Annotated in this window: 28 protein-coding genes and 1 tRNA gene; 13 read left to right on the top strand and 16 right to left on the bottom strand. The window is 62.6% G+C overall.

The genetic code is table 11. The features are described 5' to 3' along the window. From AC1VNY_RS23045 to AC1VNY_RS23035, 3 genes are all read left to right on the top strand, one after another. Positions 1–103: biotin/lipoyl attachment domain-containing protein (locus AC1VNY_RS23045; protein ID WP_482406898.1), on the top strand; the 103-nt coding region annotated here is incomplete at its 5' end. 75 nt (positions 104–178) lie between these two features. Continuing rightward, entirely contained in the window at positions 179–1,045 is an 867-nt protein-coding gene (locus AC1VNY_RS23040; RefSeq protein WP_482406895.1) for an isocitrate lyase/PEP mutase family protein, read from the top strand. Then, entirely contained in the window at positions 1,042–1,341 is a 300-nt protein-coding gene (locus AC1VNY_RS23035; protein WP_212056666.1) for an acylphosphatase, read from the top strand. The genes AC1VNY_RS23040 and AC1VNY_RS23035 overlap by 4 nt, the downstream gene beginning before the upstream one ends. Positions 1,342–1,350: 9 nt before the next feature. On the opposite strand, the gene AC1VNY_RS23030 is transcribed toward AC1VNY_RS23035, so the two are convergent. Then, the gene (locus AC1VNY_RS23030; protein WP_482406894.1) at positions 1,351–2,163 is read right to left on the bottom strand and encodes a class I SAM-dependent methyltransferase; all 813 of its coding nucleotides are present in this window, start codon (positions 2,161–2,163) and stop codon (positions 1,351–1,353) included. Positions 2,164–2,396: 233 nt separating this feature from the next. On the opposite strand from AC1VNY_RS23030, the gene AC1VNY_RS23025 reads away from it, so the two are divergent. Genes AC1VNY_RS23025 through AC1VNY_RS23010 form a run of 4 tightly spaced genes read left to right on the top strand, consistent with a single transcriptional unit; the run spans position 2,397 to position 5,512 of the window. Beyond that, a complete protein-coding gene (locus tag AC1VNY_RS23025; RefSeq protein ID WP_038385827.1) occupies positions 2,397–2,954 on the top strand; it encodes a GbsR/MarR family transcriptional regulator in 558 nt (185 codons plus the stop codon). Positions 2,955–2,980: 26 nt separating this feature from the next. Then, complete coding sequence (locus AC1VNY_RS23020; RefSeq protein WP_482406893.1) at positions 2,981–3,646, top strand: DUF4166 domain-containing protein; 666 nt, start codon at positions 2,981–2,983, stop codon at positions 3,644–3,646. Further along, positions 3,643–5,076 carry a TIGR01777 family oxidoreductase gene (locus AC1VNY_RS23015; RefSeq protein ID WP_482406892.1) on the top strand — a complete coding sequence of 478 codons (1,434 nt, stop codon included), beginning with the start codon at positions 3,643–3,645 and terminating at the stop codon, positions 5,074–5,076. Before AC1VNY_RS23020 ends, AC1VNY_RS23015 begins: the two co-directional genes overlap by 4 nt. Before the next feature lie 10 nt (positions 5,077–5,086). Then, on the top strand, positions 5,087–5,512 hold the full coding sequence (locus AC1VNY_RS23010; RefSeq protein WP_482406891.1) for a hypothetical protein: 426 nt from the start codon (positions 5,087–5,089) through the stop codon (positions 5,510–5,512). Between the two features lie 18 nt (positions 5,513–5,530). Here AC1VNY_RS23010 and AC1VNY_RS23005 read toward each other — a convergent pair whose 3' ends face one another. Beyond that, positions 5,531–6,388 (bottom strand): LysR family transcriptional regulator, encoded by an 858-nt coding sequence (locus AC1VNY_RS23005; RefSeq protein WP_482406890.1) that lies wholly within the window; start codon positions 6,386–6,388, stop codon positions 5,531–5,533. Positions 6,389–6,503: 115 nt separating this feature from the next. Between AC1VNY_RS23005 and AC1VNY_RS23000 the strand changes: the two genes are divergently transcribed. Continuing rightward, positions 6,504–6,929, top strand: a complete 426-nt coding sequence (locus tag AC1VNY_RS23000) for a tautomerase family protein (protein WP_482406889.1) — start codon at positions 6,504–6,506, stop codon at positions 6,927–6,929. Positions 6,930–6,932: 3 nt separating this feature from the next. Here the strand turns inward: AC1VNY_RS23000 and lipB are convergent, their stop codons facing one another. Further along, on the bottom strand, positions 6,933–7,661 hold the full coding sequence (gene lipB / locus AC1VNY_RS22995) for a lipoyl(octanoyl) transferase LipB (protein ID WP_482406888.1): 729 nt from the start codon (positions 7,659–7,661) through the stop codon (positions 6,933–6,935). A 60-nt stretch (positions 7,662–7,721) separates the two neighbouring features. Between lipB and AC1VNY_RS22990 the strand changes: the two genes are divergently transcribed. Continuing rightward, entirely contained in the window at positions 7,722–7,967 is a 246-nt protein-coding gene (locus AC1VNY_RS22990; protein WP_021080574.1) for a FliM/FliN family flagellar motor switch protein, read from the top strand. A 93-nt stretch (positions 7,968–8,060) separates the two neighbouring features. After that, positions 8,061–8,145, top strand: a tRNA-Leu gene (locus AC1VNY_RS22985). Positions 8,146–9,628: 1,483 nt separating this feature from the next. Here AC1VNY_RS22985 and AC1VNY_RS22980 read toward each other — a convergent pair. Beyond that, complete coding sequence (locus AC1VNY_RS22980; protein WP_482406887.1) at positions 9,629–9,808, bottom strand: hypothetical protein; 180 nt, start codon at positions 9,806–9,808, stop codon at positions 9,629–9,631. Between the two features lie 92 nt (positions 9,809–9,900). Here AC1VNY_RS22980 and AC1VNY_RS22975 point away from each other — a divergent pair, with 92 nt between their 5' ends. The 3 genes from AC1VNY_RS22975 (at position 9,901) to AC1VNY_RS22965 (ending at position 12,123) form a co-directional block, all read left to right on the top strand. After that, positions 9,901–10,152, top strand: coding sequence for a PepSY domain-containing protein (locus AC1VNY_RS22975; RefSeq protein WP_482406886.1), 252 nt, complete (start codon positions 9,901–9,903; stop codon positions 10,150–10,152). A gap of 970 nt (positions 10,153–11,122) precedes the next feature. Beyond that, positions 11,123–11,437, top strand: coding sequence for an HU family DNA-binding protein (locus AC1VNY_RS22970; RefSeq protein ID WP_482406885.1), 315 nt, complete (start codon positions 11,123–11,125; stop codon positions 11,435–11,437). Between the two features lie 410 nt (positions 11,438–11,847). Then, complete coding sequence (locus AC1VNY_RS22965; RefSeq protein ID WP_482406884.1) at positions 11,848–12,123, top strand: hypothetical protein; 276 nt, start codon at positions 11,848–11,850, stop codon at positions 12,121–12,123. A gap of 130 nt (positions 12,124–12,253) precedes the next feature. Here AC1VNY_RS22965 and AC1VNY_RS22960 read toward each other — a convergent pair whose 3' ends face one another. The 12 genes from AC1VNY_RS22960 to AC1VNY_RS22905 form a co-directional block, all read right to left on the bottom strand. Then, complete coding sequence (locus AC1VNY_RS22960; protein WP_482406883.1) at positions 12,254–13,252, bottom strand: ABC transporter permease; 999 nt, start codon at positions 13,250–13,252, stop codon at positions 12,254–12,256. Then, positions 13,252–14,226 carry an ABC transporter permease gene (locus AC1VNY_RS22955; protein ID WP_482406882.1) on the bottom strand — a complete coding sequence of 325 codons (975 nt, stop codon included), beginning with the start codon at positions 14,224–14,226 and terminating at the stop codon, positions 13,252–13,254. Before AC1VNY_RS22955 ends, AC1VNY_RS22960 begins: the two co-directional genes overlap by 1 nt. After that, positions 14,223–15,761, bottom strand: a complete 1,539-nt coding sequence (locus AC1VNY_RS22950) for a sugar ABC transporter ATP-binding protein (protein WP_482406881.1) — start codon at positions 15,759–15,761, stop codon at positions 14,223–14,225. Before AC1VNY_RS22950 ends, AC1VNY_RS22955 begins: the two co-directional genes overlap by 4 nt. Positions 15,762–15,814: 53 nt before the next feature. Continuing rightward, positions 15,815–16,933, bottom strand: coding sequence for a sugar ABC transporter substrate-binding protein (locus AC1VNY_RS22945; RefSeq protein ID WP_482406880.1), 1,119 nt, complete (start codon positions 16,931–16,933; stop codon positions 15,815–15,817). Positions 16,934–17,001: 68 nt separating this feature from the next. Continuing rightward, positions 17,002–18,024 carry a 4-hydroxythreonine-4-phosphate dehydrogenase PdxA gene (gene pdxA, locus AC1VNY_RS22940; RefSeq protein WP_482406879.1) on the bottom strand — a complete coding sequence of 341 codons (1,023 nt, stop codon included), beginning with the start codon at positions 18,022–18,024 and terminating at the stop codon, positions 17,002–17,004. Then, complete coding sequence (locus tag AC1VNY_RS22935; RefSeq protein ID WP_482406878.1) at positions 18,021–19,316, bottom strand: four-carbon acid sugar kinase family protein; 1,296 nt, start codon at positions 19,314–19,316, stop codon at positions 18,021–18,023. Before AC1VNY_RS22935 ends, pdxA begins: the two co-directional genes overlap by 4 nt. Further along, positions 19,313–20,140, bottom strand: a complete 828-nt coding sequence (locus AC1VNY_RS22930; protein ID WP_482406877.1) for a DeoR/GlpR family DNA-binding transcription regulator — start codon at positions 20,138–20,140, stop codon at positions 19,313–19,315. Before AC1VNY_RS22930 ends, AC1VNY_RS22935 begins: the two co-directional genes overlap by 4 nt. A gap of 401 nt (positions 20,141–20,541) precedes the next feature. Then, positions 20,542–21,504, bottom strand: a complete 963-nt coding sequence (locus tag AC1VNY_RS22925; protein ID WP_482406876.1) for a 3-hydroxyacyl-CoA dehydrogenase — start codon at positions 21,502–21,504, stop codon at positions 20,542–20,544. Positions 21,505–21,534: 30 nt separating this feature from the next. Next, positions 21,535–22,443, bottom strand: coding sequence for an SMP-30/gluconolactonase/LRE family protein (locus AC1VNY_RS22920; protein ID WP_482406875.1), 909 nt, complete (start codon positions 22,441–22,443; stop codon positions 21,535–21,537). A gap of 39 nt (positions 22,444–22,482) precedes the next feature. Further along, positions 22,483–23,520, bottom strand: a complete 1,038-nt coding sequence (locus AC1VNY_RS22915; protein WP_482406874.1) for an ABC transporter permease — start codon at positions 23,518–23,520, stop codon at positions 22,483–22,485. 14 nt (positions 23,521–23,534) lie between these two features. Further along, the gene (locus tag AC1VNY_RS22910) at positions 23,535–25,052 is read right to left on the bottom strand and encodes a sugar ABC transporter ATP-binding protein (protein ID WP_482406873.1); all 1,518 of its coding nucleotides are present in this window, start codon (positions 25,050–25,052) and stop codon (positions 23,535–23,537) included. Positions 25,053–25,133: 81 nt separating this feature from the next. Continuing rightward, on the bottom strand, positions 25,134–26,333 hold the full coding sequence (locus tag AC1VNY_RS22905; RefSeq protein ID WP_482406872.1) for a substrate-binding domain-containing protein: 1,200 nt from the start codon (positions 26,331–26,333) through the stop codon (positions 25,134–25,136). Positions 26,334–26,844 lie beyond the last annotated feature (511 nt).

The following is a 26,844-nucleotide window of genomic DNA, read 5'->3' as shown; positions in this document are numbered from 1 at the left end:
GCAGAACGTGCTGCGCGCCGAGCGTGACGGCACGGTCAAGAAGATCCACGCCGCCGCGGGCGCTACGCTTGCGGTCGACGCGCTGATCCTGGAGTTCGCCTAAGAAGCTCCACCTTCGAAGGCTTCGGCGATCAGATTGTCGCCGGGCCTTTGCAAGGACGAACAAGGAGTCACCAAGATGGCCTTCCGCAAACGCCGCGAAGCACTGCGATCGATTCTCAACGGATCAACCTGCATTCGCCCGGGCTCGGTCCATGACGCGACCTCGATCCGGATTGCGGACGATCTCGGCTTCGAGCTCGGCATGTTCGGCGGCTCGGTGGCCTCGCTCGCCGTGCTCGGCGATCCCGATATTGCGCTGATCACGCTGACCGAATTCGCCGAGCAGATACGCCGCATGTCGCGTGCGTCGACGCTGCCGCTGCTCGTCGATGCCGACCACGGTTACGGCAACGCGCTCAATGTCCGCCGCACGGTTCAGGAAGTGGAGGCCGCCGGCGCGGCCGGCCTTACCATCGAGGACACGCTGCTGCCGCAGGCGTTCCGCCAGGCCAAGACCCAGCTGATCTCGCTGGAAGAAGGTGTCGGCAAGATGAAGGCCGCGCTTGACGGCCGCAGCGATCCATCGCTCGTCATCCTGGGCCGGACCGGTGCCGCCTCGATCACTGATCTCGACGAAGCGATCGCACGCGCCACGGCCTATGAGGCGGTCGGCGTCGATGGCTTGTTCTTCACCGGCATCAAATCGCGCGGCGAGTTGGAGGCGCTCTCGGCCGCGACGACGCTGCCGATCGTGCTCGGCGGCGCGCCGGAGGAGATGACCGCGCTCGACTATCTGGCAAGCCAGCGCGTCAGGATCGCGCTGCAAGGCCACGCGCCATTCGCGGCCGCAACCCAGGCCGTCTACGAGACGTTGAAGGCGCTGCGCGAAGGCACCTCGCCGAAGAACCTGAGGGGCATTGCCTCGTCCGAATTGACCGGCCGCGTCATGCGCGAGGCGGAGACCAAGGCGCGCAGCGGCGAGTTCCTCGGTCTGAAAAAATGAGCGGCGTGATCCGCCACGTCACCATCAGCGGTCGCGTCCAGGGCGTCGGCTATCGCGCCTGGGTCGACGAGCAGGCAAACGCGCGCGGCCTCGAAGGCTGGGTCCGCAATCGCCGCGACGGCAGCGTCGAGGCGGTGTTTGCCGGCCCCGACGACGTCGTCACTGACATGATTGCGGCATGCAACCGCGGTCCGTTCTCGGCGCGCGTCGCCGCCGTGCACGCCGCATCAGGCAACTCCGATCTTTTGAACCAGCGCCGGGCAGGGGAGCGGTTCTCGGTCCTGCCGACGGTCTGAAGCGCGTCGTTACGCGACCGCCGAGATCACCAGCGCCTGAATCCGGCCTTCGATCGCGCCGCTGCCGAAGCGGCGCGCGAGCGCCAATGCGGCGTGCTCGGTCGCAGCTTCAAGGCCGATACCGCCGCGCGCCTCGATCTCGCCGCGGAGCGGTGATCCCTGGCAAAAACCGATCGCAGGATCACGCGGCGCATTCGCCCGGCTTTGCAGCCGGACGTCGTCGATCTCGATCTTGCTGAAGCCCGCGGCTGCAAGGTCGGCCCGGATCGGGTCGGCCGCGTAGTGGCCATAAGGCGTGCGCGCCAGGAAGCGCGGCGGATCGGCCGGAAAGACCTCCGCCAATGCCCGGGTCACCACGTCGGCAAACTCGTTGTCTTCGATGCGACCCCACATGCTGAACAGGAAACGGCCGCCCGGCTTCAGCACACGGCGCGCCTCCGAATAACCCTTGGGCTTATCGGGGAAGAACATCGCGCCGAATTGGCAGGCGACGACGTCGAAGCTCGCATTGTCGAACGGCAGGTTTAGTGCATCGGCCTGCCGCCAGGTGATTGCAGTCGCGCTCGGCATCTGTGACTTCGCTCGTTCGAGCATTGGTTCATTCAGGTCGGTCGCCACGATCCTGGTGTCGCTGCCGAGCGCGGACGCCAGCGCGCGGGTGACGGCGCCGGTGCCGGTTGCCGTCTCAAGCAGGTCGCGGGGGCCAAGAATCTTGGCGCGTTGCGCCAGATCGCGTGCGTAGGGTTCGAAAATCATCGGCACGAGAAGCCGGTCGTAAAGCTCAGGAATGGACCCAACGAACTCCTGGTCGGACGCTGGCATGCGCAATCTCCATTGCGGCCGTGACGCGGGCAATCCGGTGCACGGCCCAAAATCATCCACCCGGATCAGCTTGGACGAACAGCTCGGGGGCCACAAAGGAAAACTCCTCACCTGTGACGAACGGCATTCGCCGGGGCGTCGGATAGGTCAGGAGACCTGCCATGTCTCCTGCGCCTTCGTGGACCGGCATGGCCAGCCTTGACTTCTGCTCCGAACAGTCTGATATTTCTGTTATGACAGAAATAACCGCCAAGAAAAAACTCCCTGCCGTCGTCGAGCGCTTCATCCTGCATTGGGGCGACATGGGCGACGAATGGGGCGTCAACCGCTCGGTCAGCCAGATCCACGGGTTGCTCTACCTCGCCGAAGCGCCGATGACGGCGGAGGACATTGCCGACACCCTCGGCATGGCGCGCTCCAACGTCTCCAACTCAATCAAGGAGCTGTTGTCCTGGGGATTGATCCGGCGGGTGCCGATCCTTGGCGACCGCCGCGACCACTTCGAGGCCGAGACCGACATCTGGGAGGTCGCGGCCAAGATCGCGGCGGGACGCAAGGAGCGCGAGATCGATCCCGCGCTCGCAGCGCTGCGCGCCTGCGTCTCCGACGCGGCCGACGATCCGGCGATCAGCCCGCTCGCGAGCAAGCGGCTGAAGGAGATGCTGACATTCACCGAACTGGTCGACCGCTGGTACACGCAGATGCTGAACGTGCCGCGGCCGCGCCTGGTCGCGCTGATCAAGCTCGGCGAGAAGATCGTGAGTTTCCTGCCCACGGGCAGGGCCAAATAAAGGCGGCGGCGTAACGGGAGCGTGCGATGGCGTCAGCAAGGATATCCACCTTAAAGACAGCACCGGCTTCCGATACAAAGCTGCTCGACGACCATCGCTTCCGCGCCTTGCTGTCGGACGAGGATTGGGGCCGCCTGCCGGTTGCGATCTGGCGGCGCTTCTCGAAACGGTTTGAAGACGGCAACACCGTCGTCTATGTCGGCGAGGTCGAGGAGGCGGCGAGCAGCCGCTTCGGCTGGTGGCTGGCGCAGGCCGCGCGGCTGATCGGCGGGCCGTTGCCGACCGGCACCGAAACGCGCGTGCCGATGATCGTCACCGTCACCGAGGACGCGGCCAGCGGCGGCCAGGTCTGGACCCGCATCTGCGCGCGCCGCGACGGCTTCCCGCAGGTGATTCATTCCGCCAAGCGCTTTGCCGGTTCGACCGGGCTCGAGGAATATGTCGGCTTCGGCGTCAGCATGGCGCTGCGGATCGCGGTCGAGCACGAGGCGCTGGTGTTTCGCAGCGTCGGCTATTCGCTGCAACTCGGCCCGTTTCGCCTGCCGCTGCCCGAATGGCTCACGCCGGGCGATCTCACCGTGACCCATTCCGATCTCGGCTGCGGCGACTTCCGCTTCACGCTGGAGATCATCCACCCGCGTTTCGGCCGGCTGATCCGTCAGTCCGCCGTGTTCAGGGAGGCCACGCCATGACGCCGCTGCTTTGGACGCTTGTCGCCATCCAGATTGCGATGGGCGCATTCGATACGTTCTATCATCACGAATTCACCGAGCGGCTGGCGTGGCGTCCCTCGCAGCGCCACGAGCTCCAGCTGCACAGCGTGCGCAACATGCTCTATGCGCTGCTGTTCCTCGTGCTCGGCTGGCTGCAGGTGCACGGCATTTTTGCCATCGCCATCATGGCCGTGCTCGTCGTCGAGGTCGTCATCACCTTGATGGATTTCGTCGAGGAGGATCTGAGCCGAAAGCTGCCGCCGAGCGAGCGGATCAATCACACGCTGCTGGCGATCAACTACGGCGCCATCCTTGTGCTGCTGGTGCCGGTCCTGATCGGCTGGGCGATGCTGCCGACCGCCGTCGCGCCCTATGTGGGTCCGTTAAGTCTGTTCGCGACGGCTGCGGCCTTCGGCGCCGCGCTGTTCGGCGCGCGCGACTTTGCCGCCGCCAGACGCCTCGGACGGATGGTCAGCGTGCCGGCCGCGACGCTGGTCGAGAAATTGCCGGCGCGGCGGACCGTGCTCGTCACCGGCGCGACCGGCTTCATCGGCAGCCGCCTGGTCGCGAGCCTCGCCGCATCCGGCCATCAGGTGATTGCGTTGATCCGCAATCCGGCAAAGGCCGACATGCTGACGCCGCCGGTGACGCTGATCACGAGCCTCGACCAATTGCCCGCCGACTCCGGGATCGACGCCATCGTCAATCTCGCGGGCGAGCCGATCGGCAACGGCCTGTGGACCGAGGCCAAGCGCCGCAAGATCATCGCCTCACGGATCGACATGACGTCTGACGTGATCAAGCTGATCGCGCGCCTCGAACGCAAGCCGTCGGTACTCGTGAGCGGCTCCGCGATCGGTTGGTACGGACTCTGGCAGGACCAGGTGCTGACGGAGTCGGCGAAATCCCACGCCTGCTTCAGTCACGAATTGTGCGAGGCCTGGGAGAATGCGGCGAAGCCGGCCGCGGATCACGGCGTGCGCGTGGCATATTTGCGGATCGGTCTCGTGGTCGGCACCGATGGCGGCTTCATCACGCGGATGCTGACGCCGTTCGAGTTCGGTCTCGGCGGCCCGCTCGGCTCGGGCAAGCAGTGGATGTCGTGGATCGAGCGCGACGACCTCGTGCGCCTGATCGCGCATGTGATTGTGAGACCTGAGCTGTCCGGTCCTGTCAACGCGACCGCGCCGATCCCGGTGACCAACACGAAATTCACCGAGGAACTCGGACGCCGTCTGCACCGGCCGGCGATCTTCCGCGTGCCGGCAGCGCTGCTCCGCGCCGTTGGCGGCGACTTCGCCGACGAGCTCTTGCTCGGCGGCCAGCGCGTGCTGCCGAACAAGGCGCTGAGCAACGGCTTTGTGTTCCGGCACGAAACCTTGCGCAGCGCGTTCGATGCGATCTTGTGAGGAGGCCTGGATGTGCAGCACCTGTTCCCGTGCATTCGGAGGTTGGCTTGCGGGCTGCGGCGCCGCGACCGCGGTGATTTCCGCCGTCGGTCAGACCATTCTGATGATGACGTCGCACGGCGATGTCGCGCGGCTGCTCTACGGCGTCGTCGTGATGCTGCTTCCGTCGGCCGCGGTCTTCGTCATCACTTGTCTGCTCACAGCAATTCCCACGGCGATCGTCGTCTGGTTCACCGAGGAGTTCCATATCCGAGCCGCGGGATTTTTCGCCTGCGCAGGCGCGGCGATCGGCGCGTTGAGCATCACTGTCCTTCTACGATCCCCGGCTGTCTGGACATCCGGACTGATTTGCCTGTTCGTCGTGGCCGGGTTTGTCGCCGGCCTGACCTACTGGTTCGTCATGTCCGAACTGGCGACAGGCGAAGACTCGATGTGAACCGCTACGATGTTCAACCTATGCCGCAGACGCCACGCTCCGAAACGTTGCAGCCAGCGTCCTGAGTGCCGCGAGCTTGGCGGGATCGCCGACTTTCGAATGCAGCATCACCTTCGATGTGCCGAGCCGCGGTAGCTTGTGGGCAGGGCCGATATCGACCAGGCCCGGCGGCGCGATGCGGCGGACCAGGGGTGCAACGGCAAGCCCTGCAAGCGCGGCCGCCACCACCGCGGTGACGCCGCCGCCGACGAAGCTTTCGGTCCAGGCGATAGCGGCCTTGTCGAGCGCGCGCACGGCGAGGGCACGCACGCCGCAGGGCGGCGCCAGCGTTGCCAGCGGCAGCGCATCGCCGCGCGGCCAGACGAAGCGTTTGGCGGCGAACCAGCCGAATTCGTCCTCGGTCAGCTTCTCGCCGCCGCGCCGGCTGCCTTCCTGGCGCACGATCACGGCGTCAAGCTCGCCAGCATCGTACGCATCGAGCATTTCGCGCGAGAAGCCGATGGTCACGGAGAGGGCAAGCTGGGAGGCCATCGCGTGCAGCCGCTCCAGCAGCGGCACCAGCTCCGGACCCGCGGCGTGATCGCTGATCCCGAGCGTGAGCTGCTGGCGCGCCGGTTTCTCGCCGGCCAGCGCGCGATCATGCACCTCGATCAGCGCGTGGGCGTGCTGCAGGAAGGCCGCGCCGTCGGCGGTCAGCCGCACCGCGCGCGGCGAGCGCTCGACCAGCCGCTTGCCCAGCACCGTTTCGAGCCGCTGCAACTTCATGCTGATCGCCGCTTGCGTGGTGCCAAGCGCCTCGGCGGCGCGGGTGAAGCCTTGCAGCTCGGCGACCAGAAGGAAGGCCTGCACGGTGTCGATATCGAGCGTGGCGGTCATGATCAATGATCGTTATCATTGCTATTCATATAGATAAGATACCAAGATGATGCGCGAAGGTCTAGCTAGAGGAGGCGCGATTGACCCGCGCCAACCGAATTCAAGGAGACCGATCATGCCGCTCATCACCGTCACCTACGCGACCTCGCGCGAGCGGCCGTCGCTGAAGTCCGACATCGCCGCCGCCGTGTCGGACCTGACCGCACGGATTCTGCACAAAGATCCCAAGGTCACTGCGATCATTGTGAAGTGCGCCGATGCCGACGACTGGTTCGCGGGCGGCAAGTCGCTCGCCGAGCAGGGGCTCGCAAGCTACTGGCTCGACATCCACGTCACCGAGGGCACCAACACCAAGGACGAGAAGGCGGCCTATCTCACGGCGCTGTTCAAGCGGATGGGCGAATTGCTCGGGCCGCTCCACACCGAGAGCTACGCCCATGTCGACGAGGTGAAGGGCGACGCCTACGGCTTCGGCGGCCTCACCCAGGAGCGCCGCTACATCGCCGGCAAGCTCGAGGTCGCGCCGCAGAAGGCGGCGTGAAGCCTATGACGTCGCTTCCGGCAGGCGCGCTGCGGTGTCGCCGAACACCTCGGAAAAGGCCTGCCGGAGCGCGACGTCGACATCGGCCATCGTGACCGGCAGCCCGAGATCGACCAGTGAGGTGACGCCGTAGCGCGGATCGACCACGCCGCAGGGCACGATGGCCTGGAAGTGGGAGAGGTCTGGCTCGACATTGATGGCGATGCCGTGGAACGAGACCCAGCGGCGCAGCCGCACGCCGATCGCGGCGATCTTGTCCTCATGGCCCGGTCCCTTGTCCGGGCGCCGCACCCAGACCCCGACGCGGTCCTCGCGGCGCTCGCCGCGAACGTTGAAGGCGGCGAGCGTGCGGATGATCCATTCCTCCAGCGAAGCGACATAGGCGCGCACATCGGGCCGGCGCCGCTTGAGGTCGAGCATCACATAGGCAACGCGCTGGCCCGGGCCATGATAGGTGACCTGACCGCCGCGGCCGCTCCGGAAGGTCGGAAAGCGCGGCGCGAGCAAATCGTCGGCCTTGCCGCTGGTGCCGGAGGTATAGAGCGGCGGGTGCTCCAGCAGCCATACCAGTTCGGGGGCCGAGCCCGCTGCGATCTTCGCCACCCGGTCGTCCATAGCGGCGAGCGAATCGGGGTAGGGCACCGCGCGGTCCGAAATCCGCCATTCGACCGCGCCTTCGCCCGAAGGGCGCGCAAAGGTCGTCAAATCGAGGCTCTGGCGGTCGTTAACCATTAGCTAACCCTAACGTGGTCAGGTGAACCCACAATCTAGTTCCCGTTCGGCGGTTCAGAAGTGCCCACCCTCGATAAAGTCAGCGTTGATCTCATGGTGGTCCTCGGCACCACCACGATGCCGATTCACCAGGTCATGCGGCTATCCCGCGGCGCCATCATCGAACTGGATGCCACCGAGGCCGACGAGGTCAAGATCCTCGCCAACAACCTGCCGGTGGCCAGCGGGGTGGTCCTGGTCGACCGCAACCGGATTGCGGTCGAGGTCAAGCAAATGCTGCCGAAATCTCCCGGCGTTCGCAGTTAATTCCCGCATTAATCGCCTTGTCCCTGCATCCGTGATTTGTTACATGGCCCCGTCGATCCGGCGGTGCCTTCGGGGTTCCATCCGGTATCCCAAGCGCTCGTGGCGGAATTGGTAGACGCGCTGCCTTGAGGTGGCAGTGGGTAACACCGTGGGGGTTCGAGTCCCTCCGAGCGCACCATAAACCCACGTTTTCCATTGAAATCATTCGGCTTTTTTTCGGATGTTACCCGGGGATGTTACCCGTCCGTTCCCCTGGACGGGTTCATACGTTGTTCGCCCAGCGCCTCCGAGCCAGCCCTAATCGAACCTGACATCGTCTTCGCCGCGCTGATTCCATGCCTTCGAAGATTCGCCTGACGAGTGCACCGGCAGCCTCGGCCGAACATGACGTGTGGTGGGACATTAGCAAGCCGTCGGGCACAGCCGGCCACGCCATCGCGTCGCATCCGGGGTCGCTGACGCGATAGGTTGCGGTCATTCACCGCCCGAAGATTCTTGCAACTCCGGGTGCCGTCCGTATTTAAAGCCCCTGTCCTAATTTGATTGTTTGACTGTCCTAGTTCGGATTAAGCGAAAGGAAACTGCAGCTTGGTCAGCTTCTCAGTGGGACTACCGAGACGTATTGGTAAATGTTTTGGCCCGATTAGTTTCCGTGGTGCGCCATACGTTCTCAGCCTTGATCTAGATCAAAGTGGGCGTTCTGGATTAGGCTGGCAACAGGCCGGAACCTGGGGATGCAGCATGCAGTCACAGTCGGTTCTTGCGGTAGCAGTGCTTGTTGCCATGCTCAGCCTTGGCGCACTCGTGGTCTACGAGTACGTACCTCACTGATGGCAAAGATAACCAAATCGCTTCGGAAGCAGGCCGATAAGGCAGAGCGCGCAGCAGCATCTTCGCTCGACCCGGACTCATCGGCCAGTCTCATGGCTCTGGCCCGGGCCTACAGGGCGCAAGCCGACGTAATCAAATCTAAAAAGAAAAAAGCGCATCGGGAACGGTAGACAGGAGCGGCGCGAAAACCCCGCCTGGGGAGTGGGATGAAAAATCACCTCCACAATACGTCGGCGCCACTACGCAACGTTCAAAAGATACCCCCGCTGAGCGGGGTCTCTCACAGTTGGCGGGCTGGGGATTTCAGGGCTCGAGCCGCCAACTATTATAGCCAAACCTATGGCTGAAGTTTAAAAAGCAACAGCGTCGCGTGGACGGAGTATCTTCGTCGCGCGACGCTGGCCTAAACACCGGGCCCTGAAATTTCCCCAGCCCCCATCTGTCTTCGGCCAGTGCGCAAGGTTCAAAATAAAACCCCGCCTTCGCAGGGCGGGGTTCGCATGCCGGCCGCCTTGGGTTACGACCGGCATTTGCGCGACGATGCGCCATCGAGCGCGAAGTCCGTATGGAGCGGTGAGGCACGAAAGGGAGGCAGGCGCCGTTCTCACGTGCGCGCGCCCGGAGCCTATCCTGGTACCTGGGGATGAGCCTTCCGGCCGGGGGGTAAGCCGACAGGCGAACGGGGAAGATCCCCAAACTCGGAGGAGGCGTAGTCCCGCCCCCCAGGGGTTACGATGTGGATATCGTAGCAGGTCTTCGAAAGCTCCTTGGCCTTCCTCAGAGCTGCCTCGGGCGAACTGCGGCGGTGAACGACCTCACCGAATTTGCATTTAGCCTTTACGGTGAAGCTCATCTTTCTTCTTTTTCTTGTTTCGCTTGATAATGTCAGCTTGAGATCGAAAAGCCTGGGCCAGGCTCATCATCTGCCGGGCTGCGAGCTCGTCAGCCGTTCGTACCGCCGCCTGTTCAGCGGTTCGCGCCTGCTTTTTCAAATCCTTGGCGACGCCCATCCGTATTAATCGGCTGCGGCCCTTCAAATTCCACGGCGACTGGAACGCTGGCTTGGTTATGATGTTGGGATCCAAACTTCAGGGAGGTTGGCATGAAACTGGCCGCTGTTTTCTCTCTTTGTCTCCTGGCGTTGAACGCGGTGGCGAGAGCCGATCAGCCTGGTGCCGATTGGATGCCCATGGAGCAGGTGAAGGCAAAGGTGCTTCAGTCCGGCTACACTCAAGTCACCAAGCTGGAGGCTGATGACGGTCGGTGGGAAGGTGAGGGCGTCAAGAACGGCCAGAAGAGGGAATTCCACGCAGATCCCAAAACCGGGGCGATCGTGTTCGAGAAACCCGACTAGGGCTGGGCCCCGCATTGACAGGTCGACCGGTCCTATTCATCGGCGCGGAGCGATCGCCGGCGCATGTGTGAGGGTATGATGTCCGCTCAAGCTTCGTGGCGGGTGGCCCCGGCTGACGCTCGGCTTGGCTGGTAGTGCGGCGCAGCCGCTGCCGCTGGTCTGCGCACTATGGACCAGACGCGGGTAGCGCTTGTGGTTGGTATGCGAAACCAGTTCGATGCAGTAAGAGCTTGCTCAGGCGCTCGGCCGAATTGAAGCTGCTTCAAGCCCACGCGTGCGCTCATCAGCAAAGCGAATCGCGAAGTACAATTTTGGTAGCCGGGATCCGACTTCACTCGTGCCACGTACCCTATTTGGTCATTGACGTAGGGCGCTTACGTCGGTTGATCTGGTCGACCAATTTCGGTGACCATGACAGTTGCGCAGAAAATTGTCCGCTTGGTTCGCGGACAGCCAGGACTTACTAAACGTCAGCTCGCAGAACGGTTGTTTGGTGAAAACGCCACGATACAGCGCGTCAATCCGACCTGTCGCAAGTTGACTGCCATCGGCCTCCTTGTCCGACGCGGCAAAGGATGGAGAAGCGATCCATTCACCTATCACCCGTCTCGCAAGAGTTGAGGCGGTGTCCTCATGCTTCGTCATCGAGCAATCAACGGGCGAGATCGGCGAACGGTGCTGACGAATGCGCGTTTCCGTGCCCAAGGCGGATGCATTCGTAGCTGCGTCCCTTGGTCATCGATTCTGATCAGGTTCGCATGCGCTCTCCCAGGATAATCATTTGGTTAGGTTTGGAACTGTCGCCGCACGACTCACCTAACCTTACGGAGCGCTTGCAGTTGCTGTGGCCTTGCCGCTTGCGTTTTTCGGCTCGATAGGCTTAAGGCGGACGCCTCCGTGGCAGCTGGCATGAATCAAACGCGCGCTGGTTCGCCGCGTCCAGCGAGTGTCGCACAAAAGGAATATAGAGATGGCGAAAATGACCAAGACCCAATTGATCGACGCGATCGCGGAAGGCACGCAGCTCTCGAAAAACGATGTCAGGTCAGTCATCGACTATATGTCTACCGTTGGATACCAGGAACTGAACGAGTCCGGCGAGTTCGTCATTCCAGGCTTTGTGAAAGTGTCGGTTGTGAATAAACCCGCGACTGAAGCTCGGATGGGGGTCAATCCCTTCACGAAGGAGCCGATGCAGTTTGCGGCGAAGCCCGCGAGCAAGTCGGTGAAGGCTTCGCCGTTGAAGGTCGCCAAGGACGCTGTGAAAAGTGGAGACGATGACTAGGGCCAGCGCTCAACCGCCGGGGCCTTTAGACCGGCGGTGATTGCGGCGATGGCGAAAGCCAGTTACGGTTCCAAAAGGCAGCGATGGAATGTCGCCTGGCTGCTTAAGCCGACTGCTCTATTGCCGTACAGCAGCTGAGGTCCCTTGAAAGCAATTGCGACAGTGCCTGTCCGTCCAACGCCGGCGCAGTCGTGGCCTGACAAGCGTCGATCGGGTTCGTCTGGCTTAAGGCAATGGGGCGGGCGTCTCGAAAGCGCGGAAGAGCGCTTAGCACAACCGCTGCGGCTGCTCGAAAGCAACGACTGGCTTCCTGTCCGGGTCAATGATCGAAGCCGCGTGATCCAGTATTACCTTTAACTGGATGAAAGTTGGTTCTGGCTAGATAAGGACAATTTCCGGAGCAGGTAGCAATGCGCTTCAAGGCCTCGCTTTTACACGGCGCAGTTCTGTTGATCAGCGTCCTGGGTATTTCCCAGGTCAGCGTCGCCGCGACGTGCAATGGACGGGAGGGGGCGTTGGGGGTAGCGCGGACCATTGCCGTCGATCCAAAGGATCATCCGCGCATCGGTACGATGCAGTACGCAGAATCATTGCCGTTGGCTGATCACGAAGTCGTAATCACCTTCGATGACGGCCCATCTAGGCCTCATCAAGTTCGCCGCGATTGCTGTATGACAGTTTTATGACACGACCAATCCTCCCAAAATGAAAGCAGACTAAAGTCGGTAGGAGCCGGCGGTGCGGGAGCTAACGCCCACGATGCATCGCGCATCGACGCATGACGCGTAGCTAAGATTATGCCGTAGCGTATCGCACCTACTTCGCCGCGGCTCGGCCGGCCGACCAACGATAGACCAGTAGCATCGCCAGGATGATCGCTCCAAAAATGATCTGGCGGGCAGCATCGGGCATTTGCATCACGGCGAGGATCGAGGACAGCAGCGTGATGAACACCGCGCCGACGAATGTTCCTGGATAAGTCCCGCTTCCGCCCTGGATCGAGGTGCCTCCGACTACGACCGTTGCGATCACCGGCATCAGATAGGGGTCTCCCATCCCCTGATAAGCCTGATTGGTGTAGCCGGTCAGAAGGATCGCGCCCAAGCTGGATAACGTTCCCGCCAGGACGAAGGTGCAGAGGGTGACTGTGCGCACGCGCGCGCCAGCAAGAAACAAGGCACGCTGCGAATTGCCCATTGCATAGAGGTAGCGGCCATAGATCGTTCGGTGCAGGAGCCATAGCGTTATCGCACCGAGTGTCAGCCAAAGCAGGAAAGCATTTGGGATGCCGAGCGTACGGCCGACTGCGGCGTAGGTGGCCAGCCACGGCACCGCGCCTTGCGGCTTGAATCCCCCAGTATAGAAAACGGTGGCGCCGAGGAGCATCGCGTTGACCGCCAGTGTCCAAACCATGCCAGGTACACGAAACACCGCGACGCCAACGCCGTTCACGAATCCGACCAAAGCGCCCACGGTCAGTCCGAGCGGTATGGCGAGGCCGGCTAGCAAGCCGTCGTGGCTGCCCGCCAGACTGGTGACGACGATAGCCGTAGCGGTGACGGTCCATGGAATCGAAAGATCGATCTCACCGAGCAGAATGACGAGCATTGCGCCGGTCGCAATCACACCGAGAAACGAGGCGATCTGGAGCTGCTGCAGGATGTATCCCGGATTGAGAAATCCGGGATAGATGATCGCGCCGCCAAGGATCAGCGCAACACATGCGGCGGTAAGCAAAACGACCGAAACCCCGATCCTGTCGACGAGGTTGGCGCGGCGTGCATGAATGGGCAGGGAGGCGGCGGGGTCAGTCATTACTGAAACAACTCAAGCCGATTGCGGATTCGCAGCATGCCGAGGGCACCAAGCACGATGGCCGCGGCGAGCACGAGACCTTCGAAGAACGGCTGTGCCAACGGAGGCAATCCAGAAAAGAACATCAACGACGAGATCGTCTTGAGGATCAAAGCTCCGACGACGGCGCCCAGTGGACTGCCAACTCCGCCGGTGAGCGCAACCCCTCCGAGCACGACGGCCGCGATCGAGTTCAAGGTGTAGGAGGGGCCGATCGCCGGGTCGCCCGTCAACGTGACCATGCTGACGTATAGTCCGGCAAGTGCAGAGAACCCACCACTTGCTGCATAGGCCGCGAGCTTGACCCGATCGACACGCACCCCGGTCATGTGGGCCGACGATTCGGCGGATCCGGTCGCGTACAATGTCAGCCCAAAAAGGCTCTGGCGCAGTGGAACGACCAGCGCGATGAGAATGCCGAACAGCAGGAGTGCCGAGGTTGGTATGCCGTAGATGTCGTAGGTGAGTGCGTCTGATAGATTTTCGTCGATGCTTCCACCAGGGGTCGGTCGCAACAGCAGCGCTAGGCCGGAGATCATGCTGCCGGTGGCGAGCGTCGTGACGATCGGCTGAATGCGCCCGTAAACCACGGTGATTCCGTTCAGCAACCCGCATGTCACGCCGAGGGCAACGACCACGCCGGCGCCGAGGGCAATAGCGCCTGGTGAGCCGACCAGCAGGTAGGAGGCGGCAACATTGGTCAGCGCAACGATAGGGCCGACGGAAAGGTCCACGCCACGAACGAGCACTACGAAAAACTGTGCGATTGCGGCGAGACCAAGCAGGGTCCCTTGATTGAACCAGATCGTGAGGACGTAAGTCGAAAGTCCGCGGGGGTGGATGGCGACGAACGCTGTGAACAAGATCACGAGTGCTGACAACGCAATCGCAAGATTGCTGTTGCCTCGCAGCAGGCTGATGGACGAGGACTTCATCGTTGCAACTCTTGTTGGTGCGCATCTACCGTCGGCCGTACGTTCATGGACGCGGCGATCAGCGCGCTCGGCGACAGTTCCTCACCGCGCAACTCCTTGGCCACTCGCCCGTTGTAGAAAACGTACACGCGGTCACAAAGATGGATGAGTTCTTCATAGTCGGTGGACTGCAGGACCACGGCGATGCCCTCGCGCGCAAGCTCTCGCAACAATCGGTAGATCTGGGCCTTGGTGGGAAGATCGATGCCGCGGGTCGGGTCCATCAGGAGAAGGCATTTCGGCGATAGCGCCAGCCATTTCGCCAGCACCACCTTTTGCTGATTTCCGCCGGAAAGAGTGGCGACAGGAGCATCCAGAGAGCTGTAAGTCAGTGACAGCCGGTCGATCAACTGCCGGGTACGCCGCTCACTTTCGCCGTTCAGGTCGAGCAGGCCGAACGGCGCACGGCTCAACGTTGCCAGCTCCAGATTTTCCGTGACGGACATGTCGAGGATCAAGCCTTCGGTCTTGCGGTCTTCGGGCACCAGGGCAAGGCCGATCTCGGCACGTTTGGCTTGCGAAGGCAGCACGCCGCCGATCGACCTGCCGTTGACCTGGATCTGGCCGGATACCTTGCGCAGTACGCCGAATACTGCGTGCATCAGATGTTGTTGCCCCTGGCCATCGAGGCCACCGAGGCCGACGATCTCGCCCTTGCGCACGTGCAGGTCGACGTTGTGCAGCTGCTCGTTCCAGCTCACGTCCGAAACATCGAGAATGATCGGCGCGTCGTCCGACGGAGTAGCGTCGCGTGCAGGAAACAGTTCCTCCAGCGACCGCCCGATCATCAGGTCGATGACGTCATGCGCGCTGCGTGTGCCGGCGTCGAAGGTCTCGACGTGCCGACCGTTGCGAAACACCGAGATACGATCGGCGATGGCATTCACCTCGTGCATCCGGTGCGAAATGAACAGGATAGCGACGCCCTTCTTTCTCAATTCGCGCAACACGTCAAAGACGGTCTCCACCAACTCGCTCGTCAGCGCCGACGTGGCTTCATCGAGAATCAGGAGGCGTGGTTTGCGAAACAGGGCCTTAGCAATCTCGACGAGCTGCCGTTCCGCCAACGACAGCTCGGACACCCGTGTCGAAAGCGCGATGCCGGTGGCGCCGATCGCATCCAATGTCGCGCGAGCATCATTGTACGCGGTTCGGCGCAGTAGTCCGAATCGCGTCTGCGGCGCAGCGACCACAATGTTGTCGCCGACCGTCAAATGCGGCATCAGCGACAGCTCCTGGAACATGCAGACGATGCCGTGCTTGGCCGCGTCGCGTGGCGAAGCCAGCGTCGTCCGCCGGCCGGAGATCGCGATCTCTCCGGCGTCCGGCTGAATCACGCCGGCTAGCAATTTCATCAGCGTCGATTTGCCGGCTCCGTTCTCGCCGAGAATGGCGTGGACGAGGCCCGATTCGCACTGAAAGTCGACGTCCGTCAATGCCGGGACACCACCGTAAGACTTGGACACCGCTTTCAATCGAATGAAGGGATCTGCCATCGGCCACTCCGGGTTGCCAGCCGGCCGGCGGACGCCGGCCGGCGTGTGCGCCGTCAGCTCTTGTTTTCGGGGCTCTGGCCCATCAGTTCTTCCGGCGTGAAGACCGGGAAGCACTGTGGATAGCCCGTCGTCGTGTAGAATGTCTTCGGCAGGTTGCGGAAGAAGTCCTTCCCTTCCGCCAAGTCGCCGTTCTTCTTGTTGGGTATGGGCAGGTTGACTTTTTGTGGCAGTGCATTGCCCTTCAGCAGCGCCACGGTGGCCTCAAGCGCAACCGCCGACATCGCTGGGGCCTGCGCAGCCGTCACGCCCGGATATTTGCTGTCGAAGGCGATCATGCGCGTGCCATTGCCGGCGTCGACGCCGATCGGGACGATCGGGTGATGGGCGCTGGCCATGGCGCCCAGTGCACCAACCGCGCCTTCCTGCACCATCACGCCGTCGAACTTGCCGTTGGTCGCGATGGCATCAGCAGTCACCTTTGCGGCAGTCCCGACATCCCAATTGCCGACCACCTGAATGACCTTGAGGTCCTTGTACTTGTCCAGCACCTCGCGCATTCCGTTGTGGTTGTCACGATCGACGCTGTTGCCCGGCAGGCCAGAAATCTCGAGCACCTGTCCGGCGACCTTGCCTTTTTCTGCCTTGATACCGTCGACCACGGCCTGCGCTTTCATGCGCCCGAGTTCGACCTGGTCTTCGTTGATCTGAACGATCTGATTTGAATCCAGCACGTTATCGTAAGTGACGAGCACTGTGCCGGCACGCTTGGCGCGCTTGACGACTGCGTCGAACGCGGTCGGATTCACGGCGTTGATGACGATCCCGTCGTAACCGGCGGCAATGAAATTGTCGATTGCGGCAATCTGTGCTGCGGAATCGTTGCCGACTGAAATGATCTTAAATTCGGATAAACCCTTGGCATTGTCGGGGCGTGCCCCCCAAGCTTTGGCAGCCTGTATCGTCGTGCTGCGCCAATCATTGCCGACGTAGCCGTTGACCAGCGCAATCTTGAACGGGCCGGTCTTGGCTGTGTACTTGATTACCGAGGCGCTGTCGGCCGCGGGCGCGAAGCACGTTGGCATGTAGGTGTCAGCGGCATGCGCCCCGCCGACAAATAGTGCTGCCACCGCGATGGCCGCGGCCGAGCATACTTCTGTCCGTCTTTTTTTCATCTGCTTCCTCCCTTTGATCCGGCATTTTGCCGGGATTCTTGATTGGCGCGATCAACGCCGTTCAGTCTTCATCGAGGTGGTGGTGGCCTTCGTCTTCCTCCGACGCTGAGCTCGACCGCCTGGCGAAGTGCCTCGAGCAGGCTGCGTTCGTCGGCCTTACCAGTTCCTGCAATGTCGAAGGCGGTGCCGTGATCAACCGAGGTGCGTATCACGGGCAGACCCACCGTTATGTTCACGCCGGCCTCCAGGCCGAGCACCTTCACCGGTCCATGGCCCTGGTCATGATACATGGCGACAACCATGTCGAAGTCGCCGCGGCCTGCGCGGTAAAACAGCGTATCCGCTGGCAACGGTCCTTCGACATCGAGGCCGCGCCCGCGACAAACGGCAATGGCGGGCTCGATTTTATCTGCCTCTTCGCCCTGGCCGAACAAACCATTCTCGCCGGCGTGCGGGTTGATGCCGCAAACACCGATCTTCCGCCGCGCGAGTCCGGAATTTGCCAGCACATCCTCGGCGCGCATGATGGTGCGCTCCACCAGGCCTGGCTCGATCTTGGCGATGGCATCGATCAAGCCGATGTGAGTCGTGACGTGGATGACCCGCAGGTTGGGGGCCGTGAGCATCATCGAGACTTCGTCGACACCGGTCAGCGCGGCGAGCATTTCGGTGTGGCCGGGAAAGCGATGACCGCCCATATGAAGCGCCTGCTTGTTGAGCGGGGCCGTGCAGATCGCATCAATGCGACCGTCCATCGCGAGACGGGCGGCCAGTTCGATGTAGCGGTACGCCGCGTCGCCAGCCGTCGCGGAAAGTTCGCCCCAGGGCAGCTCTGCGGGGATGAGGCCGAGATCGATACAGTCGACAAAGCCCGGTTCGCATCCAATTTCGATCAGTTCCTCGGCGGCAAGGGCGCGAACGCGCAGATCGCTGCCGACGACGGCGCCTGCCGTCTCGAGCCTGCGGCGATCGCCGATGACGAACGGACGACACGTCCGGTACAGCGTCGCGTCCGCCATCGCCTTCATAATGACTTCCGGGCCGACACCAGCGGCATCGCCCATGGTGATTGCCACAACAGGCGGCTTCACATGCTTATCCTTCCATATGCGGGTGCAGGCCCTGCCTGAGGCGAAGAATTGCCCCGCAGATATGACCAACACTTCACGAGCGTTGAGTCCGTGCCGAAAGCGCCAGCCTTGGTGATCACCGGAAATCGACGTTTGCCTCGCGCGATGCCCATGGGAACACCGGGTTCGATCTCGCCGACGAGATCGAGCGCCTCGACATCAAGTGCTTCCAGCAGGCAGCGCGCCGTCGCGCCTCCAGTGGCAAACAGCGCGCCGATCCGGTCCCGTTCCGCAGCGAGCAGCGCCGCGACGCCACTACAGCCGCGCGTTTCGGCGTCGTCCATCCCGCAAGTCTCCGGCTGCCAGATGATCGCGTCCTGTCGGGCGGCAAGTGCCGCTTCGAGGCGGGGCGCAGCGCCCGAGCCAAGCAGCTCTGCGCGCGTTGCGGTCGGATCGCTGGCGACGTTCGCCACTGCTTCGCACGCAGCAAGGGCGGCGGCTTGCCGTCGCGAGACGTTCGAGCGGCTGCCAATAACGAAAAGCATCGACCCGTCGATCGCGGGCGTTGCCGGGGACGCCCGCGGCTTTGAGAGGCGCGCCGCTTCGACGAGCTGTCGCGCCAGCCTCGCCGAGCCCGCGCAGAGAGCCCGCGAACCGAGTCGCAGCGATGAAGCCGCAATAGCAGCCAGGTCGAGGTCGGTCTCGGCGTCGCAAACGATCACATCGCAGCCGTCCGAGAGTTGATCCAGCCTCGCCGAAACCGTCCCGATATCCGCTCGAAGCTGGTGGAGTGGGAGCAAACTGGTACGCAGACCGCGGACATCCAGCATTGCCGGGATCGAAGCCGTTTCACCACTCTGCTCGCGGCGCCAGATCTCGGTTCGTTCGAGCGGGACGCCATGCAGGTGCTGATGGCCATTCACGGTCGTGCGTCCGAGCGCGGGGAAGGCGGGTGCAACGATGATGACGGCGTCCCGCTGCACGGTGCGGCGCGCGCGCAGCACGGCACCGAGCTCTGGGCCCAGGTGTCCGCGCAGGGTCGAGTCGAGCTTCTTAAAGAGCAGGCGGTCGCGATATGATAATGCAAGATGCTCCGTTACCTCGGCCGCCTTGGTTGCGGTCATCGCGCGGGTGTTTGCGTCGATCGCCAATGCGTCTGCGCCTGAAGTTGCTAGACCCGATCGCAGCGCGACGACGGTTTGAAGTCCCAGTTCGGTCCATGCGACACCGCAATCCGCGGCACCCGACAGGTCGTCAGCGAGGATGACTATGGCTGGCGCGAGCGCGTCCGATGTGGGCGAATCGGAGTTCATGCCGGGCTTCCGACCGGGACGAGGGTAACGCGGACGCCGAGCTGCTCGAGCGCCCTCCGGTGGCCGGGATCAAGACCATCGTCGCAGATGACGTCGTGGATGCGCTGGATCGGACAGATTTCGCAAAACGCGGATTGTACGAACTTCGATGAGTCCAGCAGGAGCAGCACGCGGTTCGCGGCCTCGATCCAGGCCTGCTTGAGACTGGCCACCTCAAGCGAGGTGTCGCTTGGCCGCAGTTGCGCCAGCGAGTGCACGCCGATCAGCGCGATGTCTGCATGCAGCGAGCGAATGACGCTCTGTGCGGCTGAGCCAACGAGTGTGAACGACCCGGGACGGACCTGACCGCCGGGCACGATCAGTTGCACCTTCGGCCGCTCGCGCAGGGCGATGGCAATTCGGAGATCGTTGGTGACAACAGTGAGTGACAGGTCACGCTCGGTGAGCGCATGCGCAGCTTCCAGAACTGTGGAGCTCGAGTCGAGGATGACACTCTGTCCATCCTCGACGAGGCCTGCCGCCCAGCGACCGATTGCGATCTTGGCGGGCCGCGCTACCTGATCGGCGATATCCGTGGCTGGTTCGAAGGTGGTTCGCGAGCGAACGCTCAGTAGCGCGCCGCCGTGTGTGCGTTCGAGATAGCCCGCCGCCGACAGGTAGTCGACATCACGACGAGCCGTCGAAATCGACATTCCGATCTCGTCGGCAAGGCGCTGAATCGAAATCACTCCATCGCGGCGAATGAGTTCGAGCGCCTTAGCGCGTCGAGCCGCGGGAATTAGATTCGTCTCTTGCGTGAGGCTGCCGCCTTCGATGGCCTCCACCGCTGAACTCTCCCTTGTTTTGTCAGACTTGCTCGGCTTAGGGCGACATCGTTAGCGCACTAGCTGACGTCTATTGATCTATTTTGAGCATAGTTGAAGCTTTTGCCAAGGTCCTCTTGGCGTAACGTTTGTCAAAACAGGCGAATTTGTCGGAATCAAACGGAAATGAAGAGATTTTGGCACTACCGCGGCGATCCGGGAGGTTCAATTTCGATCATCAAGATGCGCGTTTCTGATCCAAAAGCCCCAATCGGTGTGCGCATTGCGACCCATCCTTCGTCGCCCGGATCGCTGCCGCCTCTCCGCTTGATCGTGGCGAGTCGAAGAGAAGGACCTCGGACCTCGGTTCGCAGATCCAAACCGCTCCCCATGCTCCATTCTGGGTTGGCGTAGGCAGCTCGTTACGACGCGCCGGTCGATCCGGCCGCTGGACTGGTCAAGCTCCTCTTGAAGTCGACCAGTTTCGCGAGGAAATTGTCACGCCATCGCTGTCTCGCTGGAATGTCGTCGGCTGACGTCTGCTTGCGAAGCGTGTCTTCGACCGTTGCGACCAACGCGTCAGGCCAGGGCCGTGGATCCGCCTGTTCCTTGGCAAGACCGTGATACATCGGACCGAGGTTGCGGCAATATTCCGCGATGCCGGTCTTGGCGTTGAGATCGATGGTCTGGAATGGACCCATGAAGCTCCAGCGCAAACCGAGTCCGTCGGCAATGGCGCGGTCGACTTCTTCAGCGTTCACGATACCGTCTTCCACCAAACGGAAGGCTTCGCCGAGCAGCGCGCTCTGCAGGCGGTTGACCACGAAGCCGCTGATCTCGCGCCTTAGCTGGATCGGGGATTGGCCGATGCGCAGCATCAGCGTTCGGGCGCGCTCCACGACATCGGGTTTCGTCCAGGGCGACGGCACGATCTCCACCAGCGGAATGAGGTGGGGCGGGTTGATGGGATGGACGACGAGGCAACGCTCGCGCGTTGCCATCGTCTCGGTGAAAGCGGAGGCGGGGAAGCCGGAGGTGGAACTCGCGAGAACAACCTGTGGTCCGGCCAGCGCGTCGAGTGTCTTGTAGAGCTCGACCTTGATAGGAAGCCGCTCCGGTACGCTTTCCTGAACATAGTCCACGCCGGCGAGCGCTTCCTCAATGCTTTTCGTCGGCCTGACCCGCGCGGCGATCGTCTCGGCCGGATCGGGCAGGATAAGGCCGAGCGCCTCGAAGCCGGCCGCTGCCGTCCGCACGAAGTCCGGTACGCGCGCAGCAGAGTTGGAATCGGCGTCGTAGACGGCGACCTCGAAGCCGGCTCTTGCAAAGACAAGAGACCAGGAGGAGCCGACGACGCCGGCTCCGATCAATGCAATCCGTGTCATGAATTTATCCTGATTGGAACGCGGAGGCGCTCACGGCGTCTGCGCGCCACGTGTGTTCACATGGATCGCGTAGAGTGAGGTGTGGCCGCAGATATAGAGGCGATTGCGCTTCGGTCCGCCGAAGCACACGTTCGCGGTCTTCTCCGGCACGGGAATCCGGCCGATGATATCGCCGCCCGGCGTGATGCAGCGCACGCCATCGCCGGAGCTGGTCCACACGTTCCCGTCGATGTCGACGCGGAATCCATCCGGGATGCCCGGGGCGATTTCGGCGAGAACGCGGCTGTTGCGCAGTTGCCCGTCACCTGCCATGTCGAATGCCCGGATGTGATGAGGCCAGTCGGGATTGGGCCAGAAGCCGGAGTCCGCGACATAGAGAGTCTTCTCGTCCGGCGAGAACGCAAGCCCGTTGGGTCGCTTGAAATCGTCGACGACGATGCGCAAGCTGCCGTCGCGCGGATCGAGGCGATAGACGTTGCAACTGCCGATCTCGCTTTCGGCTTTGCTGCCCTCATACTCGGCGCTGATGCCGTAGGTGGGGTCGGTGAACCATACGGTTCCATCCGACTTCACCACGATATCATTGGGCGAATTGAGGCGCTTGCCTTCGTAATGGTCGGCCAGCACCGTGATGGTGCCGTCATATTCGGTCCGCGTCACCCGACGTCCGCGATGCTCGCAGGTGACGAGCCGTCCTTCGCGGTCGCGGGTATTGCCGTTGGAAAAGTTGGAATCGCTGCGGAACACCGAGACCTGTCCGGTCTCCTCGTCGTAACGCAGCATTCGGTTGCTCGGCAGGTCACTGAACAGGAGGCTGCGCTGGTCGGCGAAATAGACCGGTCCTTCGGCCCAGCGCAGGCCGGTATGCAGCTTCTCCAGGAAAACGATTGGTATCGTGTACTGCACGAAGCGCTTGTCGTAGACCTCGAATGGATCCATGGCGTCCTCCTTGTCAGGTCTTGTTGTCAGGTCGTGTTGTCAGGGTTTGGGCGAACGGGCGGTCGTGGCGGCGCGTTGACGCCGTCGCGTGGCGTAGACCGACAAGCCTACCGCCACGATGAGAATCCCGCCGTTGAAGAAGTACTGGACATAGAACGGTGCTCCGAGCTGTTGGACTCCCGAGAAGGAGAAGGCCAGCAACAGCACCGACAGAAGCGTCCCGATCACGTTGACGCGTCCGAGTTTGATCGAGGTCGCTCCGAGCAGCGTCGCCGCAAACGCCGGCAGCAGATATTCGGGTCCGACGCTCGGCGTCCCCGTTTGCAGAATACTGCCGAGCACGATGCCGGCAAATCCGCTGAGCAGGCCTGATACGACAAAGGCGCCGATGATGTGGCGACGAATGTTGATGCCCGTGAGTTCGGCTGCCCGGACGTTGGCTCCGATCACGTAGAGATTGCGGCCGATGGGAAGGTATTCGGTCACGATCCACAGCGCGAGCGCGATGATTGCGACATAGACCGCCGGCAACGGTACGCCATGAACGATCTGCGTGAGGTCGGTGAAGGTGACCGAAAGATTCAAGCCACTGATCTGCTCGCCGTTGGAATACCAGTTGGTCACGCCAAACAGCAGCGTTCCCGTTCCCATCGTCGCGATGAAGGAGTCGATGTGGAAGACGCTGACCAGCAGGCCGTTGCAGAGGCCGACCATGATCGATAGCAGGAGGATCAGCGCGGCCGCCTCCGGCCAGCCCAGGCCCTGGTTGACCTGCAAGCCGACGGCCAGCACCTGTGCCATGCCGAGGTGGTAGCCGATCGACAGGTCGAATTGCTTTGTGGCAAGCGGCACCATTTCCGCGAGCGCCAGCATTGCCGTCACCGACTGGCTGACCAGGATCGTGTTGATGTTGATGGCGCTGAAGAAGCTCGAAGGCCTCAGCACGCCGAACACCAGCAATACCAGAGCGAAGACGAAGACGAGGCCGTAAGTGGCCACCAGATTGGATAGCACGCTTGACGGCGCTGCCTGGCGCGGAGGCCGCGTCGCGCTGCGCTGGAATGTGCTCTCCGTCATATCCCTCTCCGCCTTCAATGGACCCGCTCGCTCTGACCGCCCGCCATGGAAGAACGGGTGAGAAGCCCTTCGAGTGTCAGCGTCGAGCCGGTCAACTCGGACGTGATCTTGCCGCGTCCCATGACCAGTGCGCGATCGCAAAGGGCGACGACTTCCTCGAAGTCGGATGAAACGACTAGCACCGCCGCACCATCGTCTGCGATGGTGCGCAGCGTGCGATGGATGATGCCTTTGGCGCCGATGTCGACCCCGGCGGTAGGCTCCTCCATGATGAAGAGCTTCGCGCCTGTCGCCAGCCAGCGGCCTACGAAGATCTTCTGCTGGTTTCCGCCGCTCAACCAGTCGATGAGCGCGGCGGCGTTGCGCGGGCGGACGTCGAAGCGCTCGAGCTGGTCCCGCACGGCCTTCAGTTCAGCTCCCGTATCGATGGGCCTCAACAGCGCGCCCGATACGGCCCGAACGTTGGGAAAGAGATTCTCGCGCACCGACATGCCGCCAAGCGTACTTTCGCTGAGGCGGTTGCCGGCGAGCAAGGCAATACCCTTGCCGATGCGCGCGCTGATCGGCTGATCGACGGGAATGATTTCCGATACGAGCCGGATCGTGCCGGCGGAGTGGGGATGGGCACCAAAGATTGCGCGGCCGATGACTTCTTGTCCGGCGCCGCGCAGTCCCACGAGGCCGACGATCTCGCCCTTGCCGACCGTGAACGACAGCGGTCCCTGATTGCCGGCGCACAGGTTTTCGACGGTGAGGAGCGGCACCGCCTCGCGCGCCCTGGCGGTAGCGACGTGGTCGAGCTGCAGGTCGCGGCCGAGCATGTCGCGCACGATGGTCTCGGTCGTCAGCCCCTCGATCGGGCTGGAACTCACATTCCGGCCATCGCGCAGCACTGTGACGCGATCGACAAGACCGAAGAGCTCGTTGAGTCGGTGGCTGACATACAGGATGCTCGTGCCCGACGCGCGCAAGCCCCGCAACACCTCGAAAAGGTGCAATGCGTCGGGTCCCGGCAGCGAGGCGGTGGGCTCGTCGAGTACCACGATCCGTGCATCGCGTGACAGCGCGCGCACGATGCCGAGAATGGCCTTGCCGGCAGCGCTCAGGGATCCGACGGGCGCGCGTGGATCGGGAGGGTCGATGGCCATGCTGGCATAGATGCGCTCGGTCTGCTGCCAGACATCTTTCCAGGATATGAGACCGCCGCGACGCGGAAAGCCGGCCACTAGCGCCACGTTCTCCCCAATGCTGAGCTCGTCCACGAGACCGAGGTCCTGATGGACGAAGGCGATCGGCACGGGCTCGAGGTGCGGATTGAGACTGCGGCCATCGAGGACGATCTTGCCGTCGTCAAGTGGGTAGATGCCTGCGAGGATCTTGATCAACGTCGACTTGCCGGCCCCGTTCTCGCCGACCAGCGCATGGATCTCGCCTCGGCCGATCGTCAGGTCGACGCCATCAAGGGCGAGCGTGCTCAGAAAACGTTTGGTCACGCCCCGGATCGCAATCGCGGGCTGCGGATCGGTTGCCATGGTGCCTTAGCCTGGGAATGTCTTGGAGCGGGCGGTGGAGGGATGGGCACACATGCCGCTCCGTCTCCACCGCGGCCGCCGTTACTTGCATGCGGTGTTGGCGCCCTTCCAGATGTTGACATAGTGGCAGGCGAAGTTGTTGCTCGGCACGAACTCGTTGTTCTTGCCGCCCTCGCTGTCCACGTTGTCCTTCACGATCAGGAACACTGGCTGCAAGAAGTGCGCGGGTTCCTGACCGGACATGGCGCGGACCACGGCGTCGACTGCCATGTATCCGAACAGGGAGCTCGGCTCGGGAACGCTAGCCACCTCGAATCCACCTTTGCGGATCATGTCGTAAGCGGAGGGTGGCGCGTCGGCGCCCACAAGCTTGATCTTGTCGGTCGAGGCACCCGCGGCCCTGAGGGCGGCCGCAACGTTGGTGTAATAGCCGTCGCAGCATGTCGTCATCCACCAGCTGTCGCCGTAGCGGGCAAGGAGGCCGGACACCGCCGCGTTCATGCGGGCGGAGGCATCGCCGAGCGGCATGTTGATTGTCTCGAGCATCTTGCAGTCCGGACAATTGGCGATCGGTGTTGTCGTCGCCTTGGCCTTGAAGCGGGCGATGGCGTAGTTGTTGTCCACCATGTGAATGTTGTGAGCCTTGCCCGCGGACATCGCGATCACGTAGGCCGCCTCGGTTTGGCCGATCTCGGCCGGGTTCGAGACGATGTTGTGATAGAGGCCGAGTTCGGGGCTGGGGCCCGGGAAAGCGGTCGCGTGAATGCCAATCACCGGGATGTGCCGGGCGACTGCATCCTTGATCGGTTTCTGCAGCGCATTGGCGTCCGCCGGAGTGACGATCGCGGTCGGGTTCGCGGCGAGGGCCTGCTGCATGGCGGACAACGTACCGCTTACTGTGCCCTGGCCGTTGAACGTCATGACCTTCCATCCAAGCGCCTTGGCGCCTTCCTCGACGCCTTTGCCCCACAGCACGTGCGGCGTATAGGACTGGTCCGGCGACACATAAGCGATGGTGAAGTCGCCAGCGGGTGCCTTCGGACCGCTCGTCGGTCCCTTCCATTCGGTCTGCGGCTTGGTGCGCTCGGCGACGATTGCCTTTGCCTCATCGACGGATAGCTTCTCCTGGATGACCGGCTCCGGCCATGCAGGGTACGGCTCCGCGCGGGTCTGCGCGAGCGCGGATCCCGTTGCGAAGGTTGCAGGGATGAGCGCCGCGCCGAGCACTGCCAGCCGCGCAAACCTGGCTTCCAAAACATGTTTATGCAGTGACTTGAGCATGCATTCCTCCCGATAGATTTTTTGATTGCTTCATTGGTCTTACAAACTGTCGACTGCAGCGCGGGATTTGGCCCGCGGCGGAGGCCGTCGTGCAGAACACTTCCGGCGCCTGCTGGGATGCGCGCGGCGTCTGAATGATCGTTCGTGCAATGCTTTTGGTGACGATGACGCTCAAGCGTCCATGGCCGCGTAACCGGAGCGCGGGCTCCGGGCGGTCGGTGCTGACAGCCGAGACGATGACACGGCCCGTTCTCAGGCCAACCTGACCGATCGGCCCTCCTTGCTGCGCTCCGCGGTTCAGAGGCTGCTTGGACATCTCATCCCTATTCTTGTTATTCATAATATCTGATATTATGAATTATGACGTGTCAAGGCGATTTCGGGAGGCTCCATGCTCGCTCCAGTTGTTGAGTACGTGAGCTCGATGCGGCGGCACCCGGAAGCCTGCATGCTTGCGGCGGTTTGATGATGACAGCACGGTCAGGTCAGGACGCGCCGACAACGGATGCGA

It is taken from the genome of Bradyrhizobium ferriligni (assembly GCF_056837965.1).
Note: the sequence above shows the minus strand (reverse complement) of the source record. Positions and strands in the feature narration are given on the sequence as shown.

Coding starts and splice junctions, on each gene's coding strand:
- AC1VNY_RS23040 (WP_482406895.1), top strand. CDS start 179: ATGGCCTTCCGCAAACGCCGCGAAGCACTGCGATCGATTCTCAACGGA.
- AC1VNY_RS23035 (WP_212056666.1), top strand. CDS start 1,042: ATGAGCGGCGTGATCCGCCACGTCACCATCAGCGGTCGCGTCCAGGGC.
- AC1VNY_RS23030 (WP_482406894.1), bottom strand. CDS start 2,163: ATGCCAGCGTCCGACCAGGAGTTCGTTGGGTCCATTCCTGAGCTTTAC.
- AC1VNY_RS23025 (WP_038385827.1), top strand. CDS start 2,397: ATGACAGAAATAACCGCCAAGAAAAAACTCCCTGCCGTCGTCGAGCGC.
- AC1VNY_RS23020 (WP_482406893.1), top strand. CDS start 2,981: ATGGCGTCAGCAAGGATATCCACCTTAAAGACAGCACCGGCTTCCGAT.
- AC1VNY_RS23015 (WP_482406892.1), top strand. CDS start 3,643: ATGACGCCGCTGCTTTGGACGCTTGTCGCCATCCAGATTGCGATGGGC.
- AC1VNY_RS23010 (WP_482406891.1), top strand. CDS start 5,087: ATGTGCAGCACCTGTTCCCGTGCATTCGGAGGTTGGCTTGCGGGCTGC.
- AC1VNY_RS23005 (WP_482406890.1), bottom strand. CDS start 6,388: ATGACCGCCACGCTCGATATCGACACCGTGCAGGCCTTCCTTCTGGTC.
- AC1VNY_RS23000 (WP_482406889.1), top strand. CDS start 6,504: ATGCCGCTCATCACCGTCACCTACGCGACCTCGCGCGAGCGGCCGTCG.
- lipB (WP_482406888.1), bottom strand. CDS start 7,661: ATGGTTAACGACCGCCAGAGCCTCGATTTGACGACCTTTGCGCGCCCT.
- AC1VNY_RS22980 (WP_482406887.1), bottom strand. CDS start 9,808: ATGGGCGTCGCCAAGGATTTGAAAAAGCAGGCGCGAACCGCTGAACAG.
- AC1VNY_RS22975 (WP_482406886.1), top strand. CDS start 9,901: ATGAAACTGGCCGCTGTTTTCTCTCTTTGTCTCCTGGCGTTGAACGCG.
- AC1VNY_RS22970 (WP_482406885.1), top strand. CDS start 11,123: ATGGCGAAAATGACCAAGACCCAATTGATCGACGCGATCGCGGAAGGC.
- AC1VNY_RS22965 (WP_482406884.1), top strand. CDS start 11,848: ATGCGCTTCAAGGCCTCGCTTTTACACGGCGCAGTTCTGTTGATCAGC.
- AC1VNY_RS22960 (WP_482406883.1), bottom strand. CDS start 13,252: ATGACTGACCCCGCCGCCTCCCTGCCCATTCATGCACGCCGCGCCAAC.
- AC1VNY_RS22955 (WP_482406882.1), bottom strand. CDS start 14,226: ATGAAGTCCTCGTCCATCAGCCTGCTGCGAGGCAACAGCAATCTTGCG.
- AC1VNY_RS22950 (WP_482406881.1), bottom strand. CDS start 15,761: ATGGCAGATCCCTTCATTCGATTGAAAGCGGTGTCCAAGTCTTACGGT.
- AC1VNY_RS22945 (WP_482406880.1), bottom strand. CDS start 16,933: ATGAAAAAAAGACGGACAGAAGTATGCTCGGCCGCGGCCATCGCGGTG.
- AC1VNY_RS22935 (WP_482406878.1), bottom strand. CDS start 19,316: ATGAACTCCGATTCGCCCACATCGGACGCGCTCGCGCCAGCCATAGTC.
- AC1VNY_RS22925 (WP_482406876.1), bottom strand. CDS start 21,504: ATGACACGGATTGCATTGATCGGAGCCGGCGTCGTCGGCTCCTCCTGG.
- AC1VNY_RS22920 (WP_482406875.1), bottom strand. CDS start 22,443: ATGGATCCATTCGAGGTCTACGACAAGCGCTTCGTGCAGTACACGATA.
- AC1VNY_RS22915 (WP_482406874.1), bottom strand. CDS start 23,520: ATGACGGAGAGCACATTCCAGCGCAGCGCGACGCGGCCTCCGCGCCAG.
- AC1VNY_RS22910 (WP_482406873.1), bottom strand. CDS start 25,052: ATGGCAACCGATCCGCAGCCCGCGATTGCGATCCGGGGCGTGACCAAA.
- AC1VNY_RS22905 (WP_482406872.1), bottom strand. CDS start 26,333: ATGCTCAAGTCACTGCATAAACATGTTTTGGAAGCCAGGTTTGCGCGG.